The sequence below is a fragment of the Nocardiopsis ansamitocini genome (assembly GCF_030268225.1).
Lineage (GTDB): Bacteria > Actinomycetota > Actinomycetes > Streptosporangiales > Streptosporangiaceae > Nocardiopsis_D > Nocardiopsis_D ansamitocini.
The window spans coordinates 1-26,785 of sequence record NZ_BSQG01000015.1 but is presented as its reverse complement, the minus strand read 5'-3'; the positions used below and the strand labels follow the sequence as shown (position 1 = coordinate 26,785).

Here is a 26,785-nt window from a genome sequence, read left to right as displayed (position 1 = left end):
TGCGCGGGAAGCTCCCCTTCCGGCACATGGCCGTACCCCAGCTCCGCCAACCGGGCGCGCACCTGCTCGGGGGTGCGCTCCACAGCGTTCGCCGCCGCCAGGACGTGCACCAACGACACCGGCTCCCCGGTCTCCAGCCAGGGGCTCTCACCGTCGAGGTCGGCGCTGACGATGCGGAGGTCGTCCTCGCTCACCTGCGCGGGAAGCTCCCCTTCCGGCACATGGCCGTACCCCAGCTCCGCCAACCGGGCGCGCACCTGCTCGGGGGTGCGCTCCACAGCGTTCGCCGCCGCCAGGACGTGCACCAACGACACCGGCTCCCCGACCTCCAACCAGGGGCTCCCGTCATCGAGGTTCTTGCTGACGATCAGTACGTCGTCGGGTTCCACCGCCTCGGGGAGCGGCCCCTGGGGAAGCGCGGTGTACCCGAGTTCGGCCAACCGGGCGCGTACCTGGTCGGGGGTGCGCTCCACGGCGTTCGCCGCTCCCAGCAGGTGCGCCAACGGCACCTCGGCGTCGAGCGCCAGCCAGGGGGCGACGCCGTCGAGGTCGACGCTGGTGATCCGGGTGTCGTTCGGATCGGGGAACTGGAGCGGGGTGGTCATCGCTGGCCTTTCGGGACGGGGCTGCTCGGGAGGTGGAACGGCACGGATCTTCCGTGAGGATATTCGGCGGCCGGGCGGGGAACGGGCCCGGCCTGCGCGGGTCAGCGGGGGGGCGTACCGCCTGCCTCCGGGTGGGTGGCCTCTCGGACCTCGTAGCCCAGTTCGGTGAGCCGGGAGGCGACGTCGGCGGGGCTGCGTCCGGTGAGGTCGGCGCTGCGCAGGATGTGTTCCGCCTCCAGAGGGTCGGTGAGGTGGGGTTCCACGGTCCTGAGGAGCCCGATGTCGTGGGGGTCGGCGGAGGCTGGGAGCCGGGCCCGGAAGTGCAGGGGGTGTCCGAGGTCGATGAGCCTGCGGGCGATCTGGGCGGGGTTGCGGTAAGTGGCCAGGGCCGCGGCCAGTACGTGGGCGAGCCGGGTCTGGTCCCGGGCGTCCAGCCAGGGGGGTGCGGAGTCCAGGTTCTCGCTGAGGACGAGGACGTCGTGGACGTCTGGGGTCTCGGGCAGGGACACGTTCCGGGTGGTGACTCCCAGCACGTCCAGGCGGGCCACGACCTGGGCCGGGGTGCGGCCGCTCAGCTGCGCCGCCCTGAGGACGTGCCCGGTGCCGGCGTGGTCGCCTGCGCCGAACCAGGGGCCGTCGCCGTCCAGGGCGCGGCTGAGCAGGAGGGTGTCGCGGGCCTCCGGAACATAGGGCAGCCGGTACCCCAGTTCGACGAGGCGGGTGGCGACGGCGTGGGGGCCGCCTTGGCGGGCCGTCCGCTCCGCGACGGCGAGGACGTGTGCCGCTCCCACCTCGTCGGCCCGGTCCAGCCACTGGCCCCAGAACCCGTCGCGGAGCAGGTCGAGGTCGCCGGGGAGGAGCGCCCCGGGCAGCGCATGGGCCCCCTCGACGGGGTAGCCCAGTTCGGTGAGGCGGCGGGCGACGTCGGCGGGACCGCGTTCCAGGCGTTCGGCCGTCCGCAGGATGTGCGGCAGGGGCACGGGGGCGTCGACGGTAAGAGGGGGGACGTTCAGCTCGCCGACGTCGACCATGCCCACGTCATGGGCGCCGACTGTGGCGGGCAGCGGCGTGCGGGGCAGTTCGACGTCGGGGTAGCCGAGCGTCTCCAGTCTCGCCACGGTGTCGGCCGGTGGACGGCCGGTGGCGCTCGCGGCCTGGAGGACGTGCCTGAACGGGACCTTCTTGCCGACGTTGAGCCAGGGGGCGCGGCCGTTGAGGTCGCGACTGGCCATCAGCAGGTCTTCGGGGTGCACCGCGGCGGGCAGGGCCCCCTGCGGAGTCCGGGTGTACCCGAGGTCGGCCAGCCGGTCGCGCACGTGCTCGGGTGTGCGGTTCATCGCCTCCGCGGTCCTCAGGACCCGGATCAGCGGCACCGGTTCGTCCGTGGCCAGCCACGGGGCGCAACCGTCGAGGTCGCGACTGGCCACGAGGAGGTCGTCGGGATCGGCCACCGCCGGGAGGTATCCCTGCGGCACCCGGGTGAAGCCCAATTCGGCCAGCCGGTCGCGGACCTGCGCCGGGCTCTGCTCCGTGCGGTGCGCCGCCCACAGGATGTGCGGGAGCGGCACCGGTTCGGCGGCGTCCAGGGAGGGGCCGTCCGGGTCGAGGTCGCGGCTGACCATGAGGTAGTCGTCCGGTCCCGGCTCCACGGGGAGGGGCGGGACCGCTTCGACGAACGCGGACATCTCGGAGCGCTCGAAGGGGAGGAAACCGCCTTTCTCCATTTCCATCGCCGGGAGGGCGGGCGAGATGTCCGCTCCCGTGCCGGGAAGCGCGGACGAGAATTCCTGGGGCAGCGCGTCGGCCAGGGGGACCGCCCCGTTGGTCTGGGGGAATTCCACGCCCCCCGGTTTGCGGAAGGGCGAAGAGGAGACATGTTCCGTCGTGACGGAGAAGGCCGAGAAACCGCCCACCGGGATGCAGCCGGTGTCGTCGAGGTCACCGCAGTCGTCTGGTTCGAACAGGTCGGACATCGCAGGCCTTTCGGAGAGCCGTCGGCTTGACACGGGGACAGAAGGGGCGGGTCGAACAAAAGGGACAGGTGGAGGCTACTCCGCCACCGCGATGTAGCGCCCGCCCCTGGCGGGGTCGTCCTCACCCGTACGGCCGAAGACGTGACGGCGGTCACGGGCCTCGCGGTCGCTGAGGTCCACCCGCACGCCCGACGGCTCCAGGGCGCCTCGCACCCGCAGCATCATCTCCTCGCTGAGGAAATGATGGGAGAGGTCGAGTGCGGACAGGTGGGCCAGCGACTGGCCCTCTAGCAACGCCCGCGCGCCCGCGTCCGACAACGCTCCCATGGACAGGCTCAGCGACTCCAGGCGCTCTACCACCGGCGCGGTCGCGAACGCCTCGGCGATCTCGTCCTGGATCATGCTGTTCTGCACCCCCAGATGGCGCAGCGCCGGTTTGCCGTGTCCCGCCAGCAGCGGGGCGAGCTGCTCCACGGTGGCCCCGCCCCCGTAGCACTCGTCCCCCAGCCACAACTCCAGGTACTCCAACGCGGGCAGCTCGGCCGCGGCGACGTCCGCCACCACGTCCGGAGGCAGCCCGCCCGACTCCAGGCGCAGAACGCGCAGCCCCTCATGGCGTGCGGCGGGGAAGGCCAGGCCCTCACCACCGCGCACCCGCAACTCCCGCAGGCCCGGGAACGCCTCCAGCAATGGGGCAAGGTCTCCCTGGGCCAGCCAGGAGATCTCCGACTCCATGGGGGTGAGATCACCCAGGAACAGCGCTTCCAGGTTGACCAACCGCGAACGCTCCCCGACAAGTACCCGCACCGTTTCGTCGGGATTGCTGTCGTCGTAGCCGTCGTACCAGCCCTGACCGAAGACGAGCGCCCGTACCTCCTCCAGTTCCACGGTCGCGCGGAAACCGCTCCAGCTCTCCTCCCTGCTGAAAGGGGACTCCTCGTGTCGCCAGTCACTGGCCAACCGCCAGGCGACGGCCCCCGCCCCGGGCTGCTCTCCGGCTGGCGTGGACGGCGAGAAGGCGTGCACGGGCAGACCGTGGAAATCCTCGGCGTGGTTGTTGATGCAGTCGTCGGCTGACAAAACAGGGCTCCCGGGAGGAAGGGGGCGGGACGGTGATCCACGTTCTACCGTCCCCCGCTGACATCGGGACGGGTCCCGTTTGCGCTCCTTGGACCCGCTGTGACCATTCTGCCCCCCTGACCGGCACTGGGGCGATCGAGAAACTCTTCGCGCATCACGCGAGCCACACCGGCCACTGTTTTCCAGGAGAATTCGGCGCTCCGCCCCGAACCGGCCCGGAACACCCGTACGCTTCTGGCCGAGCACTCGACATCGAAGGAGCCGGCATGACCCGGATCGGGATCACCGGTCACTCGAACCTCGCGGCCGACAGCGTCCCCCTGGTGCGGGAGGCCCTGACCGAGGCTCTCTCCCCTTACAGCGACAGCGGCCTGGTCGGCATCTCGTGCCTGGCGCGCGGGGCCGACCAGCTCTTCGCCGAGGTCGTGCTGGAACTCGGCGGGAGGCTCGAAGTCGTCCTCCCTTCGGTGGACTACCGCGAGGCCAAGGTCGAACCGCACGACCTGGAGCGGTTCGACACCCTCCTGATGGGTTCGGTCCTGGTCCGGTACATGCCGCACAGGACGGCTGGGCGGGACGCCTACGAGGACGCGAACGAGGCGGTCCTGGGCGGGATCGACCGGCTCGTCGCGGTCTGGGACGGCCGCCCCTCGGGGGGCAGGGGCGGCACCGGCGACGCGGTCGGGACCGCGCGAGGGCGGGGCGTCCCGGTGGACGTCGTCTGGCCCGACGGTGCTCGACGGGAGTGAGCGGGCCGGGGCCGAGGAGGCACCGGGGCCGCCCTCTCAGAGCGCGTCGCGCTTGGCGGTGGCCAGGAAGGCCCGCCACTCCCCCGAGGAGAAGGCCAGCGCCCCGAGGTCGCGGTTCTGGGTGTCCCGCACGGCGGAGACAGCGGGAGTGTTGGCGACCTCGACGCAATTGTTGCTGCTGGGGTTGCTGTAGCTGGATTTCTTCCAAGCTTTGGCGGCGAGGTCCATGTTCTCCTCAGATCTGACATGCACGGCTCAAGCGACTAGCCGCTCAAGGAAATCACGAGAGTCTTCGACCGACATGGCGCTTCCCTGCGTGCGGCTGAAAATCAGCCTATGCCGAGCGATCTCGTGGTCCGAATCCAGGTAGAAACCGTCTTTGTGGGTCTCCAGGTAGACAACACTGCCCGCTGCGTCGGTGCCGTCAAAACCAAGCAAGGTGAAAGGGATACCAGCAGCCGCGTGTGCTCCAGCGGAGAAAGGAAGGACCTGGATGTCGATCCTGGGCCGTCGGGATAGGTCGATGAGGTGCTGGACCTGTTCCTTCATGGTCTCCGTCCCTCCGATGGCACGACGGATGGCGGCTTCGTCAACAACCGCCATGACCATGGGTGGCTGTTCCCGATCCAACACGGACTTCTGCCGTTCAATACGAACCTCAAGGCGTTGCTGGACCTCACTGTTCGTGTGGATCTCAGCGGAAGAGCGCATCAACGCGGTCATGTAGTCCCTGGTCTGAAACAGGCCGGGGATGAGCGCGATGTTGTAGTCCTGAATCAGCGTCGCCTCCGCCTCCAGACTGATGAACGCTCCTGGCAACACATCCTTGTACTGAATCCACCAGGGGACCTCCTTACGAGAATCCTGAGCGATCTGGATGAGTTCCTCAGCAACTGCCTCATCGGCGCTGTAGATCCGGCACAACGCCATGATGTCGCCAGCTTTGACCCGCTGAAAGTCGCCTGCTTCAAAACGCTGAAGCTTCGCCCGGCTCCATCCCAGAAGCTTCCACGCCTCGTCCTGGGTGAGCCCTGCCTGTTTGCGCAGTCGCTTCAACTGGATGATCAGGTGCCGCCGTCGAACCGGCATCCCGGTGGCCATAGCGCTCCTTCGTTCGAGGGGATCGAAAACATCCTAGAGCCAACGCCTCAGAACTTCTCAAAAAAGACTTTGAGGCATATTAAAATAAAGCTCTTCTTTTTTGAGGCGGCCTCATTTACTGTACTGTCAAAGCAAGTACAGACGCCGCCGTAAGGCGGTTCAGACCTGGAGGTGTCTGCATTGCCTGCGGCCCCGTCTCCCTCAGCCTTCTCACCCGTCCGCTGGGAACCCCGCATCTACCCCGGCTCCCTTGACCAGGCGTCCCGGGTCCGGACCGACGTCCGGCGGGATCTGGCCGCGTTCCCGGACTCCGTGGCCGCCGACGTCGCACTCGCGGCGAGCGAGCTTTTCGCCAACGCCGTGGAGTACACCGCCTCCTCCGGCGAGAACGGCGAGGCCGTGCGCGCGCTGCGCCTGAGCGCCCCCGACCGGTTGCGCCTGGAGGTCACCGACGGCGGGTTCACCGAGGCCCGCCCCGCGATCCCCGCCCTCACCGGCACCGACTGGTTCACCGCCGAGCGCCACCGCGGCCTGCTGATGGTCTCCGCAATCGCCCTGGACTGGGGCTACTTCCCCGTCTACGAGCACCCGAGCCTGAACCTCGGCCTGGTGGTGTGGGCCGAGTTCGGCCTCGACCCCGCCCAGGTGCCCAGTGGCCTGGACCGTTTCATCCACACCCGCTGACCAACCGACACCCGCTGACCACCCGGCAGCGGCCGACATTCGAGGAGGCACCACCGTGTCCACAGCGACCACCCTGGGCAACCGAACAGCCACGGACGGCAAAAAGGGCGGTGGCGAACCAAACACCCGGGACACCCAGGACGCCGAACTCGCCGCGCTGATCCGCCGGTTGGCCGCCGTGCGGCCCGAGATCGCCACCGGGTGGGCACCACCCGCGCGCCCACCCCGCCCCGCCGAGCACTTCGCCCCCGCACCCCGCCCGCGTCCACGGCGGGCGAGCGCTCACCGCCGCCCCACCCGCGAGGACTTCCCCGTGGACCGCGCCGCCCTCGACACCGTGGCCCTGCTCCGGGCCTCCGCAGCGGGCAACCACCGCCCCGGGGACTACTGGCCCCGGCACACCGACGCGCGGCGCCGCCACCGCGATGCCCGGCGCACACCCCTGCACCGGACCGCCCGCCACGCCGCCCGGCTGCTGCGCGCCGCCTGCACCGCGACCGGGGCGATCACCCTGGCGGCGGTGATCGTGAGCGGGATACTGCCGGACGGGTGGCCCTGGTGAGAATGCTCGACCGCCGTTCGACGCGACCCGGCCGAAACCAGGCGTGCCCCGCACCGCCGCGAGCACGCGCCCCCTCGGCCGGCCTGAGGAACGCACGCGCAGCACCACGACATCCACGTCCGAGGTTCGACCCGCTTCGTCGGTTGTTCACCGGCCGGGGAGGCGGTTCCCGCCTCCGGATGGATAGAGTGTTCGCGATTCGACCGATGCCTGATCGTTCGTACGGGTTTCCCCGACGGTCGCCCAGCGCGAGGGCAGGCCCCGAACCAGCCTGGACGCGCATCGCGCCCCGCCCGGGACGGGTGGCGGACGTTTCGAGGAGCACGGCGGGAATCCGACCGGCACAGCCCCAGCCCCGTGCGGGGCGAGCGTGAGAGGGAACATGGTGACGGAACGCATCGCACCTGGGCCGAACCGCGGGCGGGGAGCCGCGCGCCCCTTTCTGGCCTGCGCCGCGGCGGCCCTGCTCACCCTGGGGGCACCCGCCACCGTACTCGCCGACGTCGTCGATCCGGGCCCTTCTCCCGGCCCCGACGCCTCCTCCCCCTCGCCGTCCGCCTCTCCCTCCGCGCCCTCTCCGTCCGCCTCCCCCTCCGCCTCCGAGGCGCCCGCCGCCCTCGCCCAGATCACGGCGGCCGTGACCGGTGACGACCCCTGTGTCGAGGACAGCACCGACGTCGTGGACCAGGAGTCCTGGGCCCACCGCTCACTGGGGCTGTCCCAGGTCCACGAACTGCACGAGGGCGCGGGCGCCACCGTCGCGGTCCTGGCGACATCCGTGGCGTCCGGCGGTCCCGCCCTGTCGGGTGCGCTGGGCGACACCGGTTCGGCCTCCGACTGCCTCGGGTTCGGCACCTTCCTGGCCGGGATCGTCGCCGCGCGTCCCGCCCCGGACAGCGGGTTCGTCGGCGTGGCCCCGGGCGCGAACATCGTCGCCGTCGCCACCGGCGCGCAGCAGACCGGCATCACCCTGCCCGGCGACATCGCGTCCTCCATCACGACCGCGTTGGCCCGGGACCCCGACGTGATCCTGGTGGGGAACGCCGCACCGACCGGCTCCGAGGAACTCGACTCCGCCGTCGCCGCGGCCCGCAGCGCGGGCGTACTCGTCGTGGCACCGGCGACCGCCTTCATCCCCGACGGCCCCTTTCCCGGGTACCCCGCCCAGGACCCCACCGTGCTGAGTGTGGCGGCGCACCAGCCGACCGGGGAGCCCGTGCTCGAAGAACCCCTGGGCCTGCCCGACGGGGAGGTCGCCAGGGTCGACCTGATCGCGCCGGGACAGAAAGTGCTGGGGGTGGGGCCGGGCGGCGGGCACTTCGTGAGCGACGGCGACGGCGTGGCCGCGGCGTTCGTGGCCGGGACGGCGGCGCTGCTGGCCGCCGAGGAACCCGACCTCACCGGTGCCCAATTGAAGGACCGGTTGATGCGGACCGCCTACCCCTCCCCCTTCGGATCGATCGACCCGTTCACGGGGAGCGGCCGGGTCGACCCGATGGGCGCACTGACCGACGACCCGCAGGGCGCGCTGAACGTCGCGAGGGGCGAGCGGTTCGTCGCGGACCCCTCCCCCCGGGGGAGCGTGCAGATGACGCCGCCGGTGGTCGTCGCCTCCGTTTCGGCCTTCGTCATCGTGGCGCTCGCCCTGGGCGCGGTGGTGCTGCGCAGGGGCCGCGGACGCGAGTGGCGCCCGGCCGAGGCCGGGGAAACAGTCGAGGTCGATCCGCGCGACCAGCACGGGTTCTCGCCGATTCCCGCCGCTATCCTGCGGTGGCGAAAATGAACGACGCCGACGCGGCGAGCGACAGCACCGTGCGCACGTGGTTCCAGGCGGTCCACTCGGTGAGGTAGCGCCTCCAATAGCCCTGGTCGGCGCGGTCGTCGGCCAGGGCGTTGTTGCGCGGCACGTTGGCCGCCGCCGTCACCAGGAAACCGGCGAGGGCGAGCCCGCCCCCCACGAGCGCGGGGGCCGCGTCGGAGGCTCCCCACACGGTCAGGCCCCAGACGGCGGTCCCCACCGAGAGCACCGTCGTCCCCAGGAACAGCGTCATGAACACCGGGGTGACCGCGGCGGTGTTGATCGAGCGCATCGCCGCCATGCCGGTCTCGGGCGGGAGCGCGGCCAAAGCCTTCATCACGAAGGAGGAGAAGGCGAAGAAGACCCCGGCCACGAGGCCGTTGGCCAGCGCGCAGAGGAGCACCAGGGCGTATTGGGGTCCGTCGGTCATGGGTCTCTCCGCAGGTTGTCGAACGGCCCGGGCGGGCCCTGGTACTCGGGGCACCGACACCGTCGGCACGGAAGCGATACGCGCGCCTCCGGACTCCTGCGCGGCCCCGGGGCGACGCTGGAGACGGTGGCCGCAGGATAGTCGCACAGGCGGCAGCGCGGTGGCCCTCGGCTCCGCATTCAAGCGCGTGCGCGGCGTCGGCCCGAGAGGGCACCGCGCACACGCCCCCCAGGTGACGCGACCACAAAACGGCCGCACGGAGCGGGGGACCGTGTGCTCGCCACCGGTCACACGCATCGGTCGCGGCGGTCCCCCGTTCGTCCGGGTACTGGACGCGCGGGGGACCGCCCCGGAACGGGAGACGGGGCCCACGGCAAAGCCCGGGAGAGGCGGCGGAGCTGCCCCTGCCTCCCGTGCTGCTTACGGAGCCTGTTCCTCCACGGCCTGCTCGACGGTCTCCTCGACGAAGCCGAGGTACTCGGGGTCCAGGTCCAGCCAGGAGGGTGCGTCGGCGTCGCCCTGGACGCGCTCCGGCCGCTCCGGCAGCTCCACCTGCTCGGGCGGAGCCGGCCGCTGTGCCAGGACCACGGTGTCGCGGCCGTCGAGCTCCAGGAACACGTCGAGGTACGTCGTGATCATCGCGTGCGCCTCTCGGGCGTCCAGGCCGTACTTCGCCACAACCCGCTCCAGCAGCGGGTACGGGACGGGCAGACCGCGCCCGGCCGGGTGGGCGTAGACCTCGTTGGCGGTGGGGGGACCGTGCATGCTGCGCTCCTTGCGGGGGATTGTCCTGGCGGACGGGGTGAAGCGGGCGAGGTCGAGAATACGGGGCACGGCCGGCCTGCACGAACGGCACGCGACGGGATCGTCGGGCCGCGCGCCGCCCGGTGCCGGGAGAGGGCCGCACCGCGCCGCATCCACCGGGAACGCCGTGGGAACCGGACGGAGAACGGTTCCGCGACGCGACCCCGCGGGACGTGGTTCGGCGAGATCTCCGCCCCCGCCTCCCGGCGCGACCCCCTGCTCCGGATACCGCCCGCCGCAGCCCGAGCGGACCGTGCTCAAAAAATTGACAGCGTGAATTCGCAGGTCAATCCGCCAAAGCGGTGGCCGTTCGCAAGCCGGACCGGTTTTGCGCGAGACGCCCCGGGCACGACCGGGCCATGGTCGCGGCGGGGCACCACCGCCCCTCGCACCGGGTCCGCACCCTCAGCGGAACCACGGAGGTTCTGCCGGATCCGACAGGAAAGGAGACCCCCATGGCGCGCACCACTCAGAGGATGACCGCCCTGCTCGCCTCCGGAACCCTGGCGGCAGGCATGGGCCTGGCTGGAGCGCCGCTCGCTTCGGCCGACGGCCCCGACACATCCGCCCAGGTCCTCGCCGCCAACGAGGACGCGCAGTGGCCCGAGTACAGGCAGAACACGATGGGCTGGAACCTCTCGGTCGCCAAGTTCTCCCTGTGGGAAATCGGCTACTACGAGCCCTCCGCCACCCTCGACGACCGGTTCGGTGAGAAGGAGGTCGAGGCCCTCATGGACTACCAGCAGGCAACCGACCTGAAGGTCACCGGAGTCCTCGACGCCAGGAGCTGGGAGTTCCTGAGCGAGGACGTCGGGGTGCTCTCCCAGGGCGACACCGGTCCCGCGGTGAGCGCGGTCCAGGTGGCCTTGCACGAGAAGCACGGGTACGACCTGAGCGGAGACGGCTACCAGAGGTTCGCCCCCGAGGCCGGGACGTTCGGCCAGGCGACCCACGACGCGGTGGTCGCCTTCCAGGAGGACGCCGGGATCGACGCCGACGGCGAGGTCGGCCCGATCACCTACAAGGCGCTGGTCGTCACCCAGGGCAACGACTGACCCCCCGCCTGGACGAGCCGGAGGCCCCGCCGTGTACGGCGGGGCCTCCGGCTCGTCCGGGGGCGTCCCGCCCACCCGTGGGAGCGCTTCGCGGCGGACGCGTCGGCGTGTCCGGCTCCGCGCGTCCCGCCCCGCACAGCTACGGGCCGGCGGGACGGGACGGCGCTAATCGTCGTGGTTCGCCCCCTCCGCGATGGCGAGCTGCACCTCGATGGGGTCGCGTCGCGCGATCCAGATGGCGCGCCCCGGCGGGAGCTTCTGGGCGCGGACGTTGCCGAACAGCATCCCCTCCGAGGGCGGCGTGGAGAACATGATGCTGGGGGTGTTGGAGTCGATCATGGTGCGGATGACCGGGTCGGTGGAGGCGCGGTTGAAGCCTCCGGCCGCGTGCACCAGGATCAGGTGCATCCCGATCTCGGCTCCCTGGGACAGCAGCGGCAGCAGCGGCGCCAGCGGGCTGGGGCCGCTGCCCATGACCATCTCCAGGTCGTCGATGACGATGAACAGCTCCGGCCCCTTCCACCAGTCGCGCTTGCGGATGCGGTCGGGGGTGATGTCGGGGCCGGGCAGGCGCTCCTTCATCGCCTGGGCCGCCGCGACCATCATCTCCCGGGTGCTGTCGGCGGAGACGGCGTACCCCAGCTGCATGTCCTTGGGCACCGCGTCGTAGAGCTCGCGGCGCTGGTCCACGAGCACCACCCGGGCGCTCGCGGCGTCGTAGTTGTCCCGGATGGCGTTGGTGATGTGGCGCAGGGTCGTGGTCTTGCCGGTCTCGGTGTCGCCGACGAGGATGAGGTGCGGGGTGGCGGAGAAGTTGTGCCAGAACGGGCGCATCCCCCGGCTCTCCAGGCCCAGTGCGACCTTGAGCCCGCCGTTGTCGGTGCGCTCGGCCCCGGGCATCTCCGCCGCGTCGAGTCGCACGGGCAGGGTGCGCACCGGCGGCGCGGAGGGCCGGTCCCCCCATTCCGCCTTGACCCGCTCGATGATGTCGGTCATGCCCACCGACGCGGTGACGGAGTCGGTGTCGCCGTCCGCGCGGGGCAGGCCGGTGAGGAAGTGGTACTTGTCCTCGGTGAGCCCGCGCCCCGCCACACGGGGCACGGTCTGCGCCTTGCGCATGTTGATCATGGAGTCCACCGGGTCGCCCATGCGCAGCTCGAAGCGGGTGACCATGAGGTCGCGGAGCCCCGACTGGAAGTCGGCCCAGCGCGGTGAGGCGACGACGACGTGAATTCCGTAGTTCAGGCCGCGCTGCACGAGCTGGAGGATGGGCGGGACCAGGTCCATGAAGTCCTGGCGGATGGTGGCCCAGCCGTCGACGATGAAGAAGATGTCGCCGTAGGGCTGGTCGGCGAACTCCCCTTGCGCGCGCCGCCGACGGTAGGTGTTCATGGAGTCGATGCCGTTCTCCGCGAAGAACGTCTCGCGCTGGGCGAGGATGTCGCCCAGCTCCATGACGGTGCGGGTGATGCGCCGGCCGTCCATCCGGCCGACGACGCTGCCCACGTGCGGCAGGGTGCTCAGGGCCTGGAGCACGCCGCCACCGCAGTCGATGCAGTAGAACTGCACCTGGGCGGGCGTGTTGGTCACCGCCAGTGAGGTGATGAACGTGGCCAGCAGGGTGCTCTTGCCGCTCTGCGGCCCACCGGCGATCGCCACGTGGCCGCCCGCGCCGGAGACGTCCGCGAGGAGCGGGAGCCGCGTCTGCTCGAAGGGGCGGTCGATGAGTCCGAGGGCGATCTTCAGGCGCCCCGTGTCCGACCAGGCCAGTCCGCCCTCGGGGACGAGGACGCCGACCATCCGCATCAGCTCGTCCACGAGCGGGGGCGTGCCCAGCGGAGGCAGCCACACCTCGCGCGCGGCCATGCCCTGCCCGTGCATGCGGTCCAGGGCGATGGCGAGCAGGGTCTCGGCCTCGTCGTCGACGGGCTGTTCCTCGACCTCGACCTCGGGGGCGCGGCCGGCGACGTAGCCGTCGAGGAAGGGCACGACCTCGCCCACGGCGGTCAGCTGGCGCGCCGTCCGTCGCTTGACCTGGTGGGCGCCGGAGACGTAGGCGGCCTTGAAGCGGGTCAGGGTCTCGGTGTCGCTCTTGAGGTAGCCGTTGCCGGGCGCGGGGGGCAGCTGGTGGGCGTCGGGGACGCCCAGGACGCCGCGGCTCTCGATGGCGGAGAAGGTGCGCAGCGCCACCCGGTAGGACAGGTGGCTCTCCAGCTGGTGCATGCGGCCCTCGTCCAGGCGCTGGGAGGCCAGGAGCAGGTGCACGCCCAGGCTTCGGCCCAGGCGCCCGATCATCACGAACAGGTCCATGAAGTCGCGGTGGGCGGCCAGCAGCTCGCTGAACTCGTCCACGACCACGAACAGCGTGGGCATCGGCTCCATGGAGGGGTCGGCCAGGCGGCCCTTCTCGTATTCGTGGATGTTGGTGAAGTTGCCGGCGGTGCGCAGGTGTTCCTGACGGCGGATGAGCTCACCGTGCAGGGCGTCCTGCATCCGCTCCACCAGCGTCGCCTCACCGGCGAGGTTGGTGATCAGCGCGGAGGTGTGCTGGAGGCCGTCCAGGCCGATGAAGGTCGCACCGCCCTTGAAGTCCACGAGCACGAAGTTCAGCGCCTCGGGCGAGTGGGTCAGCGCCAGCGACAGCACCAGGGTGCGCAGCAGCTCGCTCTTGCCCGAGCCCGTCGCACCGATCAACATGCCGTGCGGGCCCATGCCCCCCAGTGCCGACTCCTTGAGATCCAACTCCATCGCGGCGCCGTCGCCCGCGACGCCGATGGGCACCCGCAGCTTGTTCTCCGGGCGCAGTTCCGCCCACATCCCGTAGACGTCGTGCTGGTAGAGGTTGGGGATGCCCAGCAGGGTGGTGAGCTCGAAGTCGGTGGTCAGCGGCTCGGTTACCTCGGTCGCCACGCTGACCCGGTAGGGCGCGAGCAGCCGCGCCAGGCTTTCGGCGCGCTTCCCGGTGAACACGTCGGGCCGTCCCAGCGGCGTGGTGACGTCGCGTCCGCTGTGGTCCTCCGAGATCACCTCCAGCAGGTCGGGGGCGACCTTGAGCGCCAGGGTGTAGGGCTCGTGGTCGGGCGGCAGCGGGTCCTGGACGTCGATGACCACGGCGTTGCGGTAGCCGCCGCCGGTGAAGCGCGAGCCGACGGGGACCTGTCCGCCGTCGACGACGATGACGGTGTAGGGCTCGTCCCTGCTGGGGACCGCGGCGGGGTCGAAGCGGGGCCGGTCGGCGAGGTCGTTTCCGATGAGACGCTCCAGCTCCACCGCGTCGGGGGAGAACAGCCGCACCGCTCCGGCGCCGTCGCGCTGGGTGGGGTGCTGGGAGTGGGGCAGCCACTTGACCCAGGACCAGATACCGCGGTTGGCGTCCGACGCGCAGACGGCGACGCGCAGTTCGTCGTGGGTGTGGAAGACCGCGAGCTGCCCCAGGATCGCCCGCACCATCGAGCGGCACGCCTCGACGTCGCCGCGCAGCGAGACGTGGGCGTAGCCGCGCAGGTAGACCGACACCGGCTGGTCGCCGACCGTGGAGTAGGCGTTGATGAAGCGGCGCAGGGCGTGGGCGCTCAGGGGCTCCAGGTCCTCGACCGGTTTGGTGGAGAGCGGGGTCATGGTCATGCTCATCGCCTGGTCGCCCACTGCGAGGCGGACCTCGGCGAAGTCGTCGTCGGCGACCCTGCGCTCCCACAGCCGCGAGGTCCGCACGATGGACCACAGCGCCTCGGGGGGTGGCGCACGCCACAGCATGGCGTCGCGCTGCTCGGTGACGACCTCGCGCAACCGGGTGCGGCTCTGGGCGAGGTAGCGCAGGTAGTCACGCCGCTCCCCGCCGAGCTTCTGGCGGCGTTCGATGATCGTACGCAGGTACTGACCGAAAAGCATCATTACGGCGCCGGTGAGCATCATCCCGCCGGCGATGTAGGGCATGAACGCCGACCCGCCCCCCATGCCGGGGCGGATGAGGATCATCAGCATCGCCATCGAGGTCATGGCCATCGGCAGGTACATGAAGACCGAGGAGATGCTGGACTGCGCCTCCGGCAGTTCCGGGGGTTCTTGCAGGCTGAGCTCCCCGGAGGGCATCTCGGGGCCCGGCCTGCGCGGCGGCCTGCGGATGAGGATCGTGTTCACGGGGCGGCCGCCTCCTGGGGACGAAAGTGGACGACGTGCGGGGATGGGGGCCATCATCTTGTCATCAGTCGGACACAGGACGACAAGCCACAAGTAAAAATCTAGTGATACAACATGAACCAACATGAAAAACAATGTGATAAAAGCGTGATAGTAAACTTCTGGGCACAGGGTCCGAAAATCGGCGAGACTTTTGTGGCCCTCTGCAATCCCCTTCCCCCCTGCAACGAGTAGGCGAACGGATGAGCGACTCCACGGCAACGGATCTGTGCCGGCTCATGATCAGGGCACCAGAACGCTCTTTCGAGATCGCGGCCCCCTGCGACGTCCCCCTGGCCGAGCTCATCCCCACGTTCGTCCTCTACGCCGAGGGCGACGAGGGCGACGACCTCGACGAGGCCGGGCTCGAACACGACGGATGGATCCTCCAGCCCCTGGGCGGCGACGTGCTGGAGGAGGAGGAGACGATCGACTCCCTCGGCCTGGTCGACGGGGAGACGCTCTACCTGCGCCCCCGACGGGACCAGCTGCCGCCCATCCACTTCGACGACCTCATCGACGGTGTCGCCAACGGGATATCCGAGCGCGCCGACGCCTGGCGCCCCGCCTTCACCCGGGGCCTCACGCAGTCCCTCGCCCTCGCCCTGATCCTGACCGGGCTTGCCGTCCTCGTCCTGGGCGGGACCGGCGGGCTGACCGCGCTCATCGCGGCCACCTCCGCCGTCCTGATGCTGCTGGGCGCCTGGGCGGCGTCGCGCGCCATGGGCGACCTCGTCGCGGCCACCGGGTTCGCCGGGGCCGCGGTCCTCTACATGGCGACGGCCGGCGCGGTGATCTCCGCCGGGGAACCGGGCGAGGCACTGCTCGGGGCCCGTATCCTCGCCGGCTGCATGGCCGGCGCGGGCGCGACCGTGCTGGGCCTGGCCGCCGTCGCGGGCTCGGTCCCCTTCTTCAGCGGCCTGGTGATCGTCCAGGTGTTCGGCGTGATCGGCGCGCTGTCCCTGCTCTTCATCCCGGGCGGTACCGTCGCCGCGAGCGCCGGACTGGTCGCCGCCCTGGCGCTACTGCTGGGCACCTTCGCCCCGCAACTGGCCTTCCGGTTCTCCGGTATGCGCCTCCCGGCGCTGCCCTCCACCCCCAAGCAGTTGCAGGACGACATCTCGCCCTACGCCGCACGCGGCGTCCTGGACCGGGCCGCGCTCGCCGACCAGTACCAGAGCGCGCTGTTCGCCTCCACCGGAGCGGTCCTCACCGTGTGCCTGCTCCTGATCGCCCCGGTCGAGGGGTGGGTGTCGACCACGCTGTGCGTGATCCTGTCGCTGGTGATGCTGTTGCAGAGCCGGGGTCTGGGCAGTGCCTGGCAGCGGGCCTGCATGGTGGCTCCCCCCTGCGTCGGGTTGATCGCGCTGTTCCTGTCCGCGGTGTGGGACGCCGACATGCTGGGCCGGCTGCTCGGCCTGCTGGCCCTGTTCTCCGTCGCCACCTCCCTGGCGGTGGTGTCCTGGACCCTTCCCGGCCGGCGGGCCCTGCCCCACTGGGGCCGGGCGGCGGAGATCATCCAGTCGATCATCACCATCGCCATCGCCTCCCTCGTCCTCGGGCAGTTCGGCGTCTTCGGCGCCCTTCGGGCGATCGGGGGCTGATCCGTGCAGTCACGTCGCGACCGGGTCCAGGCGCACACCTTCATGGTGGGGCGGTTGGGCACGGCCATGCTCGAAGGCGACCCCAACGCCGTGGACGCGCCGATGCGGCGCACCCGGACCGGAAGCTTCATCGGCCTCGCCCTGTCCGCACTCGTCTGCGTCGGCTTCCTGGTGTTCGGGCTGATCTTCCCCGGCGGCGCCAACAGCTGGCGCCAGGACGGCAAGCTCATCGTGGAGAAGGAGACCGGGGCGACCTACCTCTACGCGGGGGGCATGCTGCGCCCCGTCGCCAACTACGCCTCCGCCAAACTCATCCAGGGCAACAAGCTGAGCGTCAGCTCGGTGTCCATGGCCTCGTTGGAGGGCGAACCCAAGGGCGGCCCCGTGGGAATCCCCGGAGCCCCCGACTCCCTGCCCGACGCGGAGGAGGCGGCCGCCCAGGTGTGGCGGCTGTGCGCCGTCCCGCCCACCGCCGACTACCCGCCCCGCACCTCGCTGACCGTGGACGCCGGAAACCCGTCCACCCGGATCGCCCACGACATGGCGGTCCTGGTGTCGTCCCCCGACGGGGATCACCATCTGCTGTGGCAGGACACCCGGCTACGCCTGGACACCGGCAACGGCGCGCTGGAGGCGCTGGGCTACGGAACCAGTCCGGTGCTCCCGGTGACCGCGCCCTTCCTCGCCTCGGTCCCGCCCGGCCCCGAGCTAACCGCCCCGGACGTGGCCGGGCTGGGAGAGGACGGACCGGTCCTGGGCGGCCGGCAGACGGTCGTCGGGCAGGTCTTCGTGGTGCCGGGCGAGGGCGACGAACGCCAGCACTACCTGCTCGGCCAGGACGGGCTGTCCCCCCTCACCGCCACCGACTCCCGGCTGCTGCTGGCCAACTCAGACATCAGGGACGAGGCGTACGGCGGTTCCGCCCCCACGGCCGTGGAACTCCCGGCCGGCGAGGTCCAGGGCAACCTGGCCGCGGGCAGCGAGGTGGGGCGTCCGAGCGACTCCCCCGTCCCCGGCACCCCGCCGGCGCTGTTCCCGGTGGAGCTGGAGACCCCCTGCCTTCAACTCGGCGGCGACGGTTCGCTGGAACTCGTCACCCACCCCGTGGACGGCATCCGGGCGTGGCCGCCCCAGGAGACCCCCTCGATCGCCCCCGGCTGCCCCACCCCCGAGCTGATCGGGATCGCCGCAGGCGGCGGCGGGCTGGCGGCGGGCCGCCCGGCAGGCGGTTCCACGGCCACCCCCACCTACTACCTGGTCACCGACTCGGCGGCCAAGTATCCCGTCCCCGACGCCGACACCGTCTCGGCGCTCGGGTTCGATCCGGCGGCGGCCGTGGAGGTACCGACCTCGCTGTTGAGGCTCGTACCCACCGGGCCCCTGCTCAGTCCCGCGGCGGCCGCACTTCCGGTCGCGCCGTCCGCACGGGTGGAGAACACCGACTGCCCACAGTAATCCGACCGGAACCCCCGAAAGGAGAACCGCCATGTCGCACAACGACTTGTTGCAGACAGAGCAGGCCAATGCAACGGCCCGCGCCGCCATGGAATCGGCCTACAACACCTGCAACCGCTCCTACCAGTTCGTGGACGGCATCCGCGACAACGTGCGGGTCAACTGGGGCGGCGCGGCGTCGCGCACCTACCTGGAGGCCCTGGCGCTGTGGCTGGAGGAGCTGCGGCTCATCACCAACGGCATGAACGAGATGGTGGGCGCGTTCGGCGGCACCGTGCAGGAGATGGCGCAAATGGAGGACCAGGCCATCATGGAGGGGTCGAGCTGGCTCAAGGAACTCAACCCGAACCAGGCCGGCTGAGTCCTCTTCCCCTTCCCCTGCGCCCCGACGACCCCGGCGCGAACCCGGTGGACGCGCGGCTCGCCCTCGCCTCCCCCGATCGACGAAAGGCATACCGTGTCCGACTTCAACATGACATACCAGGGCATCGTCAACAGCGGTGACATGCTCCGCCAGGAGACCCAGACCGTGCAGAAGGCGGTCGAGGACCTTGCCCAGCAGATGCAGTCCGTGCGCGCCAACATGGACGGTGTGACCGCAGACCAGTACGACGCCAAGATGGCGAAGTGGAACCTGAACCTCCAGGACATGAACATCCTGCTGGGCAAGGCCCAGATGTCGCTGAACAAAATCCTCAGCGACTACCAGCAGGGCGACCACCGCATCGCCACGCGGCACTGGTCTCAGCAGTAGTAGTCGTCCGGAGTCCGGGTCGGGGCGGACGCGGGAGAAACAGGAAGCGTCCGCCCCTTCACCTCTGCCGTAGCCGACACAGGGTCGAGTGAGAAGGTAGCCGAAGGTGCCAGAGCTGCACGAGATCATGAACATCTTCGCCGACAAGGAGGGCGGCGGGAGCCACCCGCCCATGCCCGAAGGAAGCACGATCACCGGCGAGCACTGGCTCACCGACGGCTACTACAGCTTCAACACCTACGGAGACATTTCCGGCGGCCGGTGGAAGCACATGGAGATCTGGTGGGACTGGGTGACCACCACCACCCAGTACTACGGCACGTACGGCGGCGGTACCGGCTCCTACCAGTCGTCGAAGACCGACCACGCCGGCTACATGCTCAACAAGGGGTTGTGGGAGGGCGATGGCTCTGCGGAGAAGAAGTTCAACAAAGCGCTGCGGGACTTGACCAACGTCGCCCTGCTCGGCACCAAATATGCGTCCACCTCGTACAGCACCCAGACCCACTGGGACATCGCCGTGGAGATGTCGAAGGTGGACGACTTCCTCGACGAACAGCAGAAGCTGCTCCTGAAGAAAGCACTCGAACTGCGGGACCCCGAAGCGGGGTTCCAAGGAAACGCGGCGAACATGCTGGCCAACCACATGTTCAACCTGGGCAGCAGACTCGCCGAGCTCTCGGGGAAACTGCACATCTTCCACAACGCGGTCAACGACATCCGCCCCGGCATCGAACCGGCGATCCTCGCCCTCGCTCAGGCGGTCACCCAACGCGAGCAAGGCCCCTACACGTCGCTGCACAAGATCATCTACGACTGGTACTACAGCGGGGTGAACGGTTCCCAGACGTTCAACCAAAGCCGCAACCAGTTCGACATCGCGTACAACTCGGATGGTGCCCGGGGGATCATCGGCGACGGCATCACCGACGCGGGGGTGAACGCCGAACTCCACCGGCGTTGGAACCTCGGGCTCGAACCGGTGAAGACCGCCGCCGACGCGCTCTACACAAAGATGCAGAGCCATTACAACTCCATGGCCAACACGATCAGGCCCATCCCCGCACCCAAGGGCCTGAACCTCCCCAACCCAGAAGCCCCTGGTGGCGGGGGCGAGAATGGCGGCCCCGGCCCCGGGGACATCAACATCGACATCCCCGAGATCAAGATCCCGCCCCCGCCCGAGATCAAGATCCCGCCCCCGCCCGAGATCACGACAGAGGGCCCCGGCGGCGGAAGCAACCTCCCGCCCCCGCCCCCGCCCGAGATCACGTCGGAGGGCCCCGGTGGCGGAAGCAACCTCCCACCCCCCACCCTCATGTCCGAGGGTCCCGGCGGCGGCATGGGCGGCGGCCCTCTTCCGCCACCCACCCTGATGTCCGAGGGTCCAGGTGGTGGAGGCGGCATGCCCCCGCCCAGCAGCATCGGCGGCCCCGGCGACGGCATGGGCGGAGGAGGACTCGTGCCCCCGCCCAGCAGCATCGGCGGCCCCGGCGACGGCATGGGCGGAGGAGGACTCGTGCCGCCCCCCAGCAGCATCGGCGGCCCCGGCGACGGCATGGGCGGAGGAGGACTCGTGCCGCCCCCCAGCAGCATCGGCGGCCCCGGCGACGGCATGGGCGGAGGAGGACTCGTGCCGCCGCCCTTGATCCCCCCGCCGAGCAGCATCGGCGGCCCCGGCGGCGGCATGGGAGGTGGCCCCGGCTCGCGTTTCACCGGTCCGGGAACGGAACGGCTCGAAACCGATCCGGAGACCGGCCTGCCCATCAACCCCGCCACCGGGCGGCCCTTCCCGGTGGACCCTGCCACCGGGGTCCCCTACGACCCCGACACCGGGCTGCCGATCGCGGTGGACCCGGCCACCGGGCGGCCCCTGCCGATCGACCCGATCACCGGCGAACCCATCGTCTCGGGCGGCCCCGGCCCGGGCGGCCTGGCACTGGACCCAGACACCGGCCTGCCCATCAACCCCGAAACCGGCCAACCCTTCCCCGTCAACCCCGACACCGGGCTCCCCTACAACCCCGACACCGGACTCCCCGTCCTCGTCGACCCCGACACCGGCGTCCCCTACCCCGTCAACCCCTCCACCGGGCAGCCCTACGACCCCTCGACGGGAATGCCGATCGCGCTGGACCCCGACACCGGGCAGCCCCTGCCGATCGACCCGATCACCGGCGAACCCATCGTCTCGGGCGGCCCCGGCCCGGGCGGCCTGGCACTGGACCCAGACACCGGCCTGCCCATCAACCCCGAAACCGGCCAACCCTTCCCCGTCAACCCCGACACCGGGCTCCCCTACAACCCCGACACCGGACTCCCCGTCCTCGTCGACCCCGACACCGGCGTCCCCTACCCCATCGACCCCTCCACCGGCCTCCCCGTGGACCCGGCGACGGGTAATCCCGTGGGAATCGACCCGATCACCGGCGACGCCGTCGTCTCGGGCGGCCCCGGCCCGGGCGGCCTGGCACTGGACCCAGACACCGGCCTGCCCATCAACCCCGAAACCGGCCAACCCTTCCCCCTCGACCCCGACACCGGGCTCCCCTACAACCCCGACACCGGACTCCCCGTCCTCGTCGACCCCGACACCGGCGTCCCCTACCCCATCGACCCCTCCACCGGGATGCCCTTCGACCCCGAGACGGGGAACCGGATGGGGTGGGACCCCGACACCGGGCAGCCCCACCAAATCGACGCCGCCACCGGCCTGCCCATCGACCCCGAGACCGGTTTGCCCGTCACCACGGGGGGAGCAGGTTCCGGGAGCGGGCTCACCCCCCCTCCCACGTATACGCCGCCGCCCCTTCCGGAGTTCCCCGACCTCACCGGCGGGGGCAGCGGCCCGGGAAGCTCCCTGGACCCCCCGCCGTCCCAGGCCCAGGCCGGCCCCGGCGGGGGCAGCGGTCTGGGGGCCCCTCCCCCGTATTCGGCGGTCGGCGGGCCGGGCGGGGGCTCCGGCCTCACCGCCCCCTCAGGCCCCGGAGGCGGCGGGGACGGTGACCGTTCCTCGCTGTTCACCACGCCCGAGGTCCGCGAGCGTGCGGGAGGCTCCGCCGGAGAAGGCGGCTTCATGCAGCCACCTCCGTCCGCCCCCGGCGGTGGCGGTGGCGCCATGAGTGGAATGGCCGGCGGCATGGGCGGGATGGGCGGCGGTATGGGCGGTATGCCCCCGCCCATGATGCCGCCCATGGGCGGCAACCAGAACAACCAGGAACGCAACCGCTCCACCTGGCTTTCGGAGGACGAGAAGGTCTGGGGCACCTCGGGGACGGGCAACAAGTCCGTACTCGGCCGACCGGTGCCCGGGGACGAGAAGAAGAAGGGCGGCACCCATGAGCACGTCAATGCCCGAACAGGCGGAGCAGGCGCTCGCACAGCTTCACAGGAAGATGGCGGAGTTCGGGGAGGTAAGCGCAAACCTGGAGTCGGCAATCGAAGAGGTGGTGTCCAAAGACCGGCTGGTGGGAGCGAAGGTGAACGCCAAGGGGGAACTGGTTGAGCTGAAGTTCCACACCCAGAAGTACCGGCAGATGGCACCCGCCGAACTCTCCGCCGCCGTGGTGGACGTCATCGAACGCGCCCGCCGCCAGATGGCGGTCAAGGTCACGCAGGCCTACGCACAGTTCGCCCCCGAAGGCGTCGACATGGACGCCATCGCCACGGGGTCCTTCGACCCGGGCTCGATGCTCGGCAAGTTCGACCTTCCCCATCTTCCTGGCGCCCCCGCGCCCAGCCCGATCGACCGCCAGTAAAGGCCCGAGGAGCCGACCATGACCGAGAACCGGATAACGCCTGTCTCAGGATCGTCCGAGGACCAGGACGACCAGTCCGCGCAGACCGTGCTGCGCACCGTGTCCGGCATGGCGCCCGTCGCCGCCTCGTCGGTCGACTTCTCACCCGACACCGGCACCGTCGACGTCGACCACGGCGAGGGCACGGTCACGCTGGACACCGGCGACCGCCCGGTCTCCGTCGACCCCGACACCGGGACCGTCACGGTGAACCCCGAAACGGCACCTTTCGAGGAGGCCGGGGACGCCACGGCCGCGATGGTCGAGGAGGCCGTCCGGCAACCGCTGAACAAGCAAGGCGTGGTCACCAAGGCCACGACCGGTCCGCCTGCCCAGGGCGCTCCGGGCGCTCCCGGTGCGGAGGACGGGGAGGCCCGGGAGTCCACGCTGGAGCTGCCCGTGGAGCAGGCCCCCGCAGAAACGGTGCAGGCCACCCCGGTGGACACCGCGACCCTCTTCTCCGACGCCCTGCTCCCGCAGTCGGGCACGGAGCTGTCCACCCCGCTCTCGGCCGGCGAGCCGATGTCCATGACCCCGATGCTCCAGTCCGAAATGACACCGGTCATACCGGCGGTGAAGGCCGAGCCCGTGATCCAGGGCGTCCCGGCCGTACAGGCGGAGTCGAGCGAGGGTGTCGTCACCGACCCGGTTCCCACGGACGGCGAGCCGGTCGCGGCGACCGTCTCCGTCGAGGACGGCGAGCTGGACCCGGGCGGGTTCACCATCGACCCCGACACCGGGCTGGTCACGATCCGGCACGCGGAGGGCACCGTGACCCTCGACCCCGGGGAGAGCGGGGTGGAGTTCGACAAGCAGAGCGGTGAAATCGTCGTCGAGCGCCCCGCCGAGGGCTCCGTTCCCGCAGGGGACACCGTGCCCGCCGGCCAGATCACGGTGGACTCCGAGACCGGGCTGATCACGATCGGCTACGGGGACGGCACCCTCACCGTGGATCCGGTGACCGGTGAGGTCAGCCTCGAATCCGGCAGCTCACCGGTCTCGATCGACCCCGAGAACGGACAGCTCACCCTCGGCGACCGTGACGCGTTGGGCGACGGGAACACCGTCCTCGGCGACGGCGAGGTCGTCGACCTCGGCGACGCGCTGGTGCACCTCGACCCCGAGACGGGCCTGATCACCGTCGAACACGCCGGCGGCACGATCACCGTCAACCCCGAGGAAGGTGCGGTCGGCGTCGAACTCGGGGACGGCCAGATCAGCATCGACCCCGAGACCGGGGCGGTCACGGTCACCCAGCCGGAACAAGCGGAGAACGTCCGCGACGAAGCAGGCGACGGGAACGGCGGGACACCGCCGTCGGAGGAGAAGGCCGGCGACCCGGACCCCGGGATCGAGACCGTGGGGCATTCCCCGGACGCGGTCCCGAGCGGCTCCGGTGGAGCGGTCCCCAGCGGCTCGTCCGGCGCGGTCCCCAGCGGCTCCGAGGGCAAACCCGTCGCACACGACGACGAAGACGGCAAGGGCGAACCCGACCAGGACGCCAACGAAACCCCCGCCACCGGCGACCACGCAGGCCCCCCGAACACCGGCGGAGGCGGCGGCAACCCCGGCGGCGGTCCTGGAGCGGTTCCCAGCGGCGGCCCTGGAGCGGTCCCCAGCGGTTCCACCGAGGGCAAGCCCGCCGTCCCCGCGAACAAGGAAGAGGGCAAGGGCGAACCCGACCAGGACGCCAACGAAACCCCCGCCACCGGCGACCACGCAGGCCCCCCGAACACCGGCGGAGGCGGCGGCAACCCCGGCGGCGGTCCTGGAGCGGTTCCCAGCGGCAGTCCTGGAGCGGGCGCGGGGGCGGGAGCAGGCGCGGAACGGGTCAGCACCGACCCCGACACCGGCGAGGTCACCGTCCGTTACGGCGACGGCGAGGACGGCGGCGAGGTCACCCTCGACCCCGGCAACGGGACGGTGGACGTCGATCCCGACACCGGCGAGGTCGTCATCACGCCGGAGGGGGCCGAGCCCGGCGACACCGACGGCCAGATCAGGGTGGACCCGGACACCGGCCTGATCAGCATCGACCACGCCAACGGCACCACGACCGTCGACCCGAAGACCGGCGAGGTCAGCCTCGACTCCGGCGACGCGCCCGTCTCGATCGACCCGGACACCGGCAGCCTGGTCGTCGGGGACCCCAAGGACCTGGACAACTGGCCGCCGGAGAAGGGCGAGGGCGGCGGTACCGAGCTGGGTGCCGGCGACGCGGCCGTCCGGGTGGACCCGGAGACCGGTGAGATCACGGTCGAGCGTCCCGACAGCGGTCCGGTCACCGTCGACCCCGAAGAGGGCGCGGTCGGCGTCGACCTCGGCGACGACCAGGTGACCGTCGACCCCGAGACCGGGACGGTCGACGTCACCCCGCCCGTGACCCCCGGGGGAACTCCCGGAGGAACCGGTGGAGGGGCCGGTGGGGACGGTCCTGGGAACGGGCCTGAAATCGACCAGGTCAACAACCCCGCCCCCTCGCCCGGCGGGGGAAACACCCCGGTAGACGAAGAAGGCGACAACCAGGAGACGGTCGAGGGGAACGATGCCCCCGGCCAACCGGATGGAAGCGGTCCTGGGGGCGGTGGCCCCGGGGGCGGGCCGGTCGGTGGGCCGGTCGGTGGCCCCGGAGGACGCGGCGACGAGCAGGAAGAAAGCGGGGACGGCGGGGGCGACTCCCCAGGAGGACCGCCGGCTCCGTCCTTCTCCGAATCCACGAAACCGGAAGAAGGCGGGGAGACCCCGCTCGAACCGGTGTCAGGGACGCAGACTTTCACCGAGGGCGACGGCAGCGACTCGGATTCCTCTATAGAGGACCCCGACCTCCAGGCGGGGATAAGGGCACAGGCACCGGACGCCACTGTCACTCCGAACGAAGGCTCCTCCGGCGGGGAAGGCGGGGAGACCCCGCTCAAGCCAGTGGAATCGACGCAGGTCTTTCGTGAGGAGGACGAGGAGGACGAGGAGGACGACGAAGACGACGAAGACGACGAAGACGAGGAGGACGAGGAGGACGACGAAGACGAAGACGAAGACGAAGACGAAGACGAAGACGAAGACGACAAGGATGAAGACAAGGACGATAAAGACGATAAGGACGAAGACGGTTCCGGTGGCGGTGGCGGTGGCGGTGGCGGTGACGGCCCCGGCTCCATCAAGCAGGTCAAGGTCGACTTCGCCAAGGTGAAGGAATTCCAGACCGAGTTCGTCGACAACATCGAGACGAAGGTCGACGGCATTCTGGAGAAGATCCTCAAGTACGAGAACACCAGCGCCGACCACATCCTCGTCGGCAACGGTTCCATCCTGGAAGAAGCCGCCACTCTCAAGAGCAAGGTCAACACGCGTCTCGGCGAGATCTACGCCCGGCTGACGGAGATCCGTGACGAGATGGAGACCATCTCCAACAACCTGTCGGACAGCATGACGTCGTTCATCGTGCTGGAGGGGGAGCAGGAGATCACCGCGGAGCAGCTAGCATCGATTCTCGGTACCGGGGGCCCGAGCGGGGGCACCCCCAAACCGCCCGGCTACGAGGACGGCGTCGTCACCCCCGGGCCGCCTGCATAATCCCTGTCCCCTCGAACATCGCACCGGAACGCAACGAAAGGAAACGATCCCGTGGCCACGAACAACGACGGCTTGGCCGTCTCACCGGCCGAAATGGAGCGGATGGGCCAAGAGTTGCGCGCTCCCGGCGATATGATGCTCGAACTTACCGAGCAGACCAATCGGCAGGTCGAAGCCCTGGGCGAGCCGTGGGGCCGGGAAGGCGATATCGCCAAGGCGGCAAAAGAAAACCTCGTGCCGATGCTCAAGATGTTCAATGAACTCGGCCCGACCCTCGCGAAAGCGTTTTACCACGCCGCAGACGAGACCGTGAAGTCAGCGCGAATGTTCCAGGCGTCCGACGAGGCAGCCCAGGAATCCGCGCAGGACTTCCTCCGCCCCATCGGCGATTACGACAGCAACTACAACCCCAACGACCACGGCAACTACGGTGGCCGTCACGGGACGAAGTGAGTTAGCACCATGGGTATGGAGTTGCCTGACGAGCTGGTCAACCTCTTCTACGGACTGACCGGCACCAAATGGCCCGACGCCGACGAAGACAAACTCCGCGCACTCGGCGACGTCTACTCCACCACCCAATACATC

Annotated in this window: 21 protein-coding genes; 13 read left to right on the top strand and 8 right to left on the bottom strand. The window is 70.4% G+C overall.

All coding sequences use genetic code 11. The features are described from left to right. From QSJ59_RS23850 to QSJ59_RS23840, 3 genes are all read right to left on the bottom strand, one after another. A partial coding sequence (locus tag QSJ59_RS23850; protein WP_285762018.1) for a wHTH domain-containing protein occupies positions 1-605 on the bottom strand: 605 nt, incomplete at its 3' end. A 101-nt stretch (positions 606-706) separates the two neighbouring features. After that, a complete protein-coding gene (locus tag QSJ59_RS23845; RefSeq protein ID WP_285762017.1) occupies positions 707-2,578 on the bottom strand; it encodes a wHTH domain-containing protein in 1,872 nt (623 codons plus the stop codon). Between the two features lie 75 nt (positions 2,579-2,653). Then, positions 2,654-3,658, bottom strand: a complete 1,005-nt coding sequence (locus QSJ59_RS23840; RefSeq protein ID WP_285762016.1) for an STM4015 family protein — start codon at positions 3,656-3,658, stop codon at positions 2,654-2,656. Positions 3,659-3,924: 266 nt separating this feature from the next. Between QSJ59_RS23840 and QSJ59_RS23835 the strand changes: the two genes are divergently transcribed. Further along, on the top strand, positions 3,925-4,407 hold the full coding sequence (locus QSJ59_RS23835) for a hypothetical protein (RefSeq protein ID WP_285762015.1): 483 nt from the start codon (positions 3,925-3,927) through the stop codon (positions 4,405-4,407). Between the two features lie 36 nt (positions 4,408-4,443). On the opposite strand, the gene QSJ59_RS23830 is transcribed toward QSJ59_RS23835, so the two are convergent. Next, complete coding sequence (locus QSJ59_RS23830; protein WP_285762014.1) at positions 4,444-4,635, bottom strand: DUF397 domain-containing protein; 192 nt, start codon at positions 4,633-4,635, stop codon at positions 4,444-4,446. A gap of 27 nt (positions 4,636-4,662) precedes the next feature. Beyond that, on the bottom strand, positions 4,663-5,508 hold the full coding sequence (locus QSJ59_RS23825) for a helix-turn-helix domain-containing protein (RefSeq protein WP_285762013.1): 846 nt from the start codon (positions 5,506-5,508) through the stop codon (positions 4,663-4,665). 171 nt (positions 5,509-5,679) lie between these two features. On the opposite strand from QSJ59_RS23825, the gene QSJ59_RS23820 reads away from it, so the two are divergent. From QSJ59_RS23820 to QSJ59_RS23810, 3 genes are all read left to right on the top strand, one after another. Continuing rightward, on the top strand, positions 5,680-6,192 hold the full coding sequence (locus tag QSJ59_RS23820) for an ATP-binding protein (protein ID WP_285762012.1): 513 nt from the start codon (positions 5,680-5,682) through the stop codon (positions 6,190-6,192). Positions 6,193-6,247: 55 nt separating this feature from the next. After that, positions 6,248-6,754 carry a hypothetical protein gene (locus QSJ59_RS23815; protein ID WP_285762011.1) on the top strand — a complete coding sequence of 169 codons (507 nt, stop codon included), beginning with the start codon at positions 6,248-6,250 and terminating at the stop codon, positions 6,752-6,754. A 382-nt stretch (positions 6,755-7,136) separates the two neighbouring features. Next, positions 7,137-8,537: a S8 family serine peptidase gene (locus tag QSJ59_RS23810; protein WP_285762010.1), complete on the top strand. Its 1,401-nt coding sequence runs from the start codon at positions 7,137-7,139 to the stop codon at positions 8,535-8,537. Here QSJ59_RS23810 and QSJ59_RS23805 read toward each other — a convergent pair. Together QSJ59_RS23805 and QSJ59_RS23800 are read right to left on the bottom strand one after the other, a co-directional pair. Beyond that, entirely contained in the window at positions 8,515-8,982 is a 468-nt protein-coding gene (locus tag QSJ59_RS23805; RefSeq protein WP_285762009.1) for an anthrone oxygenase family protein, read from the bottom strand. The two genes, QSJ59_RS23810 and QSJ59_RS23805, sit on opposite strands and share 23 nt — an antisense overlap. A 420-nt stretch (positions 8,983-9,402) precedes the next feature. Next, a complete protein-coding gene (locus QSJ59_RS23800) occupies positions 9,403-9,747 on the bottom strand; it encodes a hypothetical protein (RefSeq protein WP_285762008.1) in 345 nt (114 codons plus the stop codon). A gap of 494 nt (positions 9,748-10,241) precedes the next feature. On the opposite strand from QSJ59_RS23800, the gene QSJ59_RS23795 reads away from it, so the two are divergent. Continuing rightward, entirely contained in the window at positions 10,242-10,841 is a 600-nt protein-coding gene (locus tag QSJ59_RS23795) for a peptidoglycan-binding domain-containing protein (RefSeq protein WP_285762007.1), read from the top strand. 165 nt (positions 10,842-11,006) lie between these two features. Here QSJ59_RS23795 and eccCa read toward each other — a convergent pair whose 3' ends face one another. Beyond that, positions 11,007-14,978 (bottom strand): type VII secretion protein EccCa, encoded by a 3,972-nt coding sequence (gene eccCa, locus QSJ59_RS23790; RefSeq protein WP_285762006.1) that lies wholly within the window; start codon positions 14,976-14,978, stop codon positions 11,007-11,009. Between the two features lie 242 nt (positions 14,979-15,220). Between eccCa and eccD the strand changes: the two genes are divergently transcribed. The 8 genes from eccD to QSJ59_RS23750 all read left to right on the top strand — a co-directional run bounded on the left by eccD (position 15,221) and on the right by QSJ59_RS23750 (position 26,650). Beyond that, positions 15,221-16,621, top strand: coding sequence for a type VII secretion integral membrane protein EccD (gene eccD, locus QSJ59_RS23785; RefSeq protein ID WP_285762005.1), 1,401 nt, complete (start codon positions 15,221-15,223; stop codon positions 16,619-16,621). Positions 16,622-16,624: 3 nt separating this feature from the next. After that, positions 16,625-18,076 carry a type VII secretion protein EccB gene (gene eccB, locus QSJ59_RS23780; RefSeq protein ID WP_285762004.1) on the top strand — a complete coding sequence of 484 codons (1,452 nt, stop codon included), beginning with the start codon at positions 16,625-16,627 and terminating at the stop codon, positions 18,074-18,076. Positions 18,077-18,107: 31 nt separating this feature from the next. Further along, the gene (locus QSJ59_RS23775) at positions 18,108-18,437 is read left to right on the top strand and encodes a hypothetical protein (RefSeq protein ID WP_285762003.1); all 330 of its coding nucleotides are present in this window, start codon (positions 18,108-18,110) and stop codon (positions 18,435-18,437) included. 96 nt (positions 18,438-18,533) lie between these two features. Continuing rightward, positions 18,534-18,830, top strand: coding sequence for a WXG100 family type VII secretion target (locus QSJ59_RS23770; protein ID WP_285762002.1), 297 nt, complete (start codon positions 18,534-18,536; stop codon positions 18,828-18,830). 106 nt (positions 18,831-18,936) lie between these two features. After that, on the top strand, positions 18,937-22,335 hold the full coding sequence (locus QSJ59_RS23765; RefSeq protein WP_285762001.1) for a hypothetical protein: 3,399 nt from the start codon (positions 18,937-18,939) through the stop codon (positions 22,333-22,335). Further along, positions 22,226-22,588: a YbaB/EbfC family nucleoid-associated protein gene (locus QSJ59_RS23760; RefSeq protein WP_432707531.1), complete on the top strand. Its 363-nt coding sequence runs from the start codon at positions 22,226-22,228 to the stop codon at positions 22,586-22,588. Before QSJ59_RS23765 ends, QSJ59_RS23760 begins: the two co-directional genes overlap by 110 nt. A gap of 18 nt (positions 22,589-22,606) precedes the next feature. After that, complete coding sequence (locus tag QSJ59_RS23755) at positions 22,607-26,197, top strand: hypothetical protein (protein ID WP_285761999.1); 3,591 nt, start codon at positions 22,607-22,609, stop codon at positions 26,195-26,197. A gap of 51 nt (positions 26,198-26,248) precedes the next feature. Next, on the top strand, positions 26,249-26,650 hold the full coding sequence (locus QSJ59_RS23750; RefSeq protein WP_285761998.1) for a hypothetical protein: 402 nt from the start codon (positions 26,249-26,251) through the stop codon (positions 26,648-26,650). Positions 26,651-26,785: the final 135 nt, after the last annotated feature.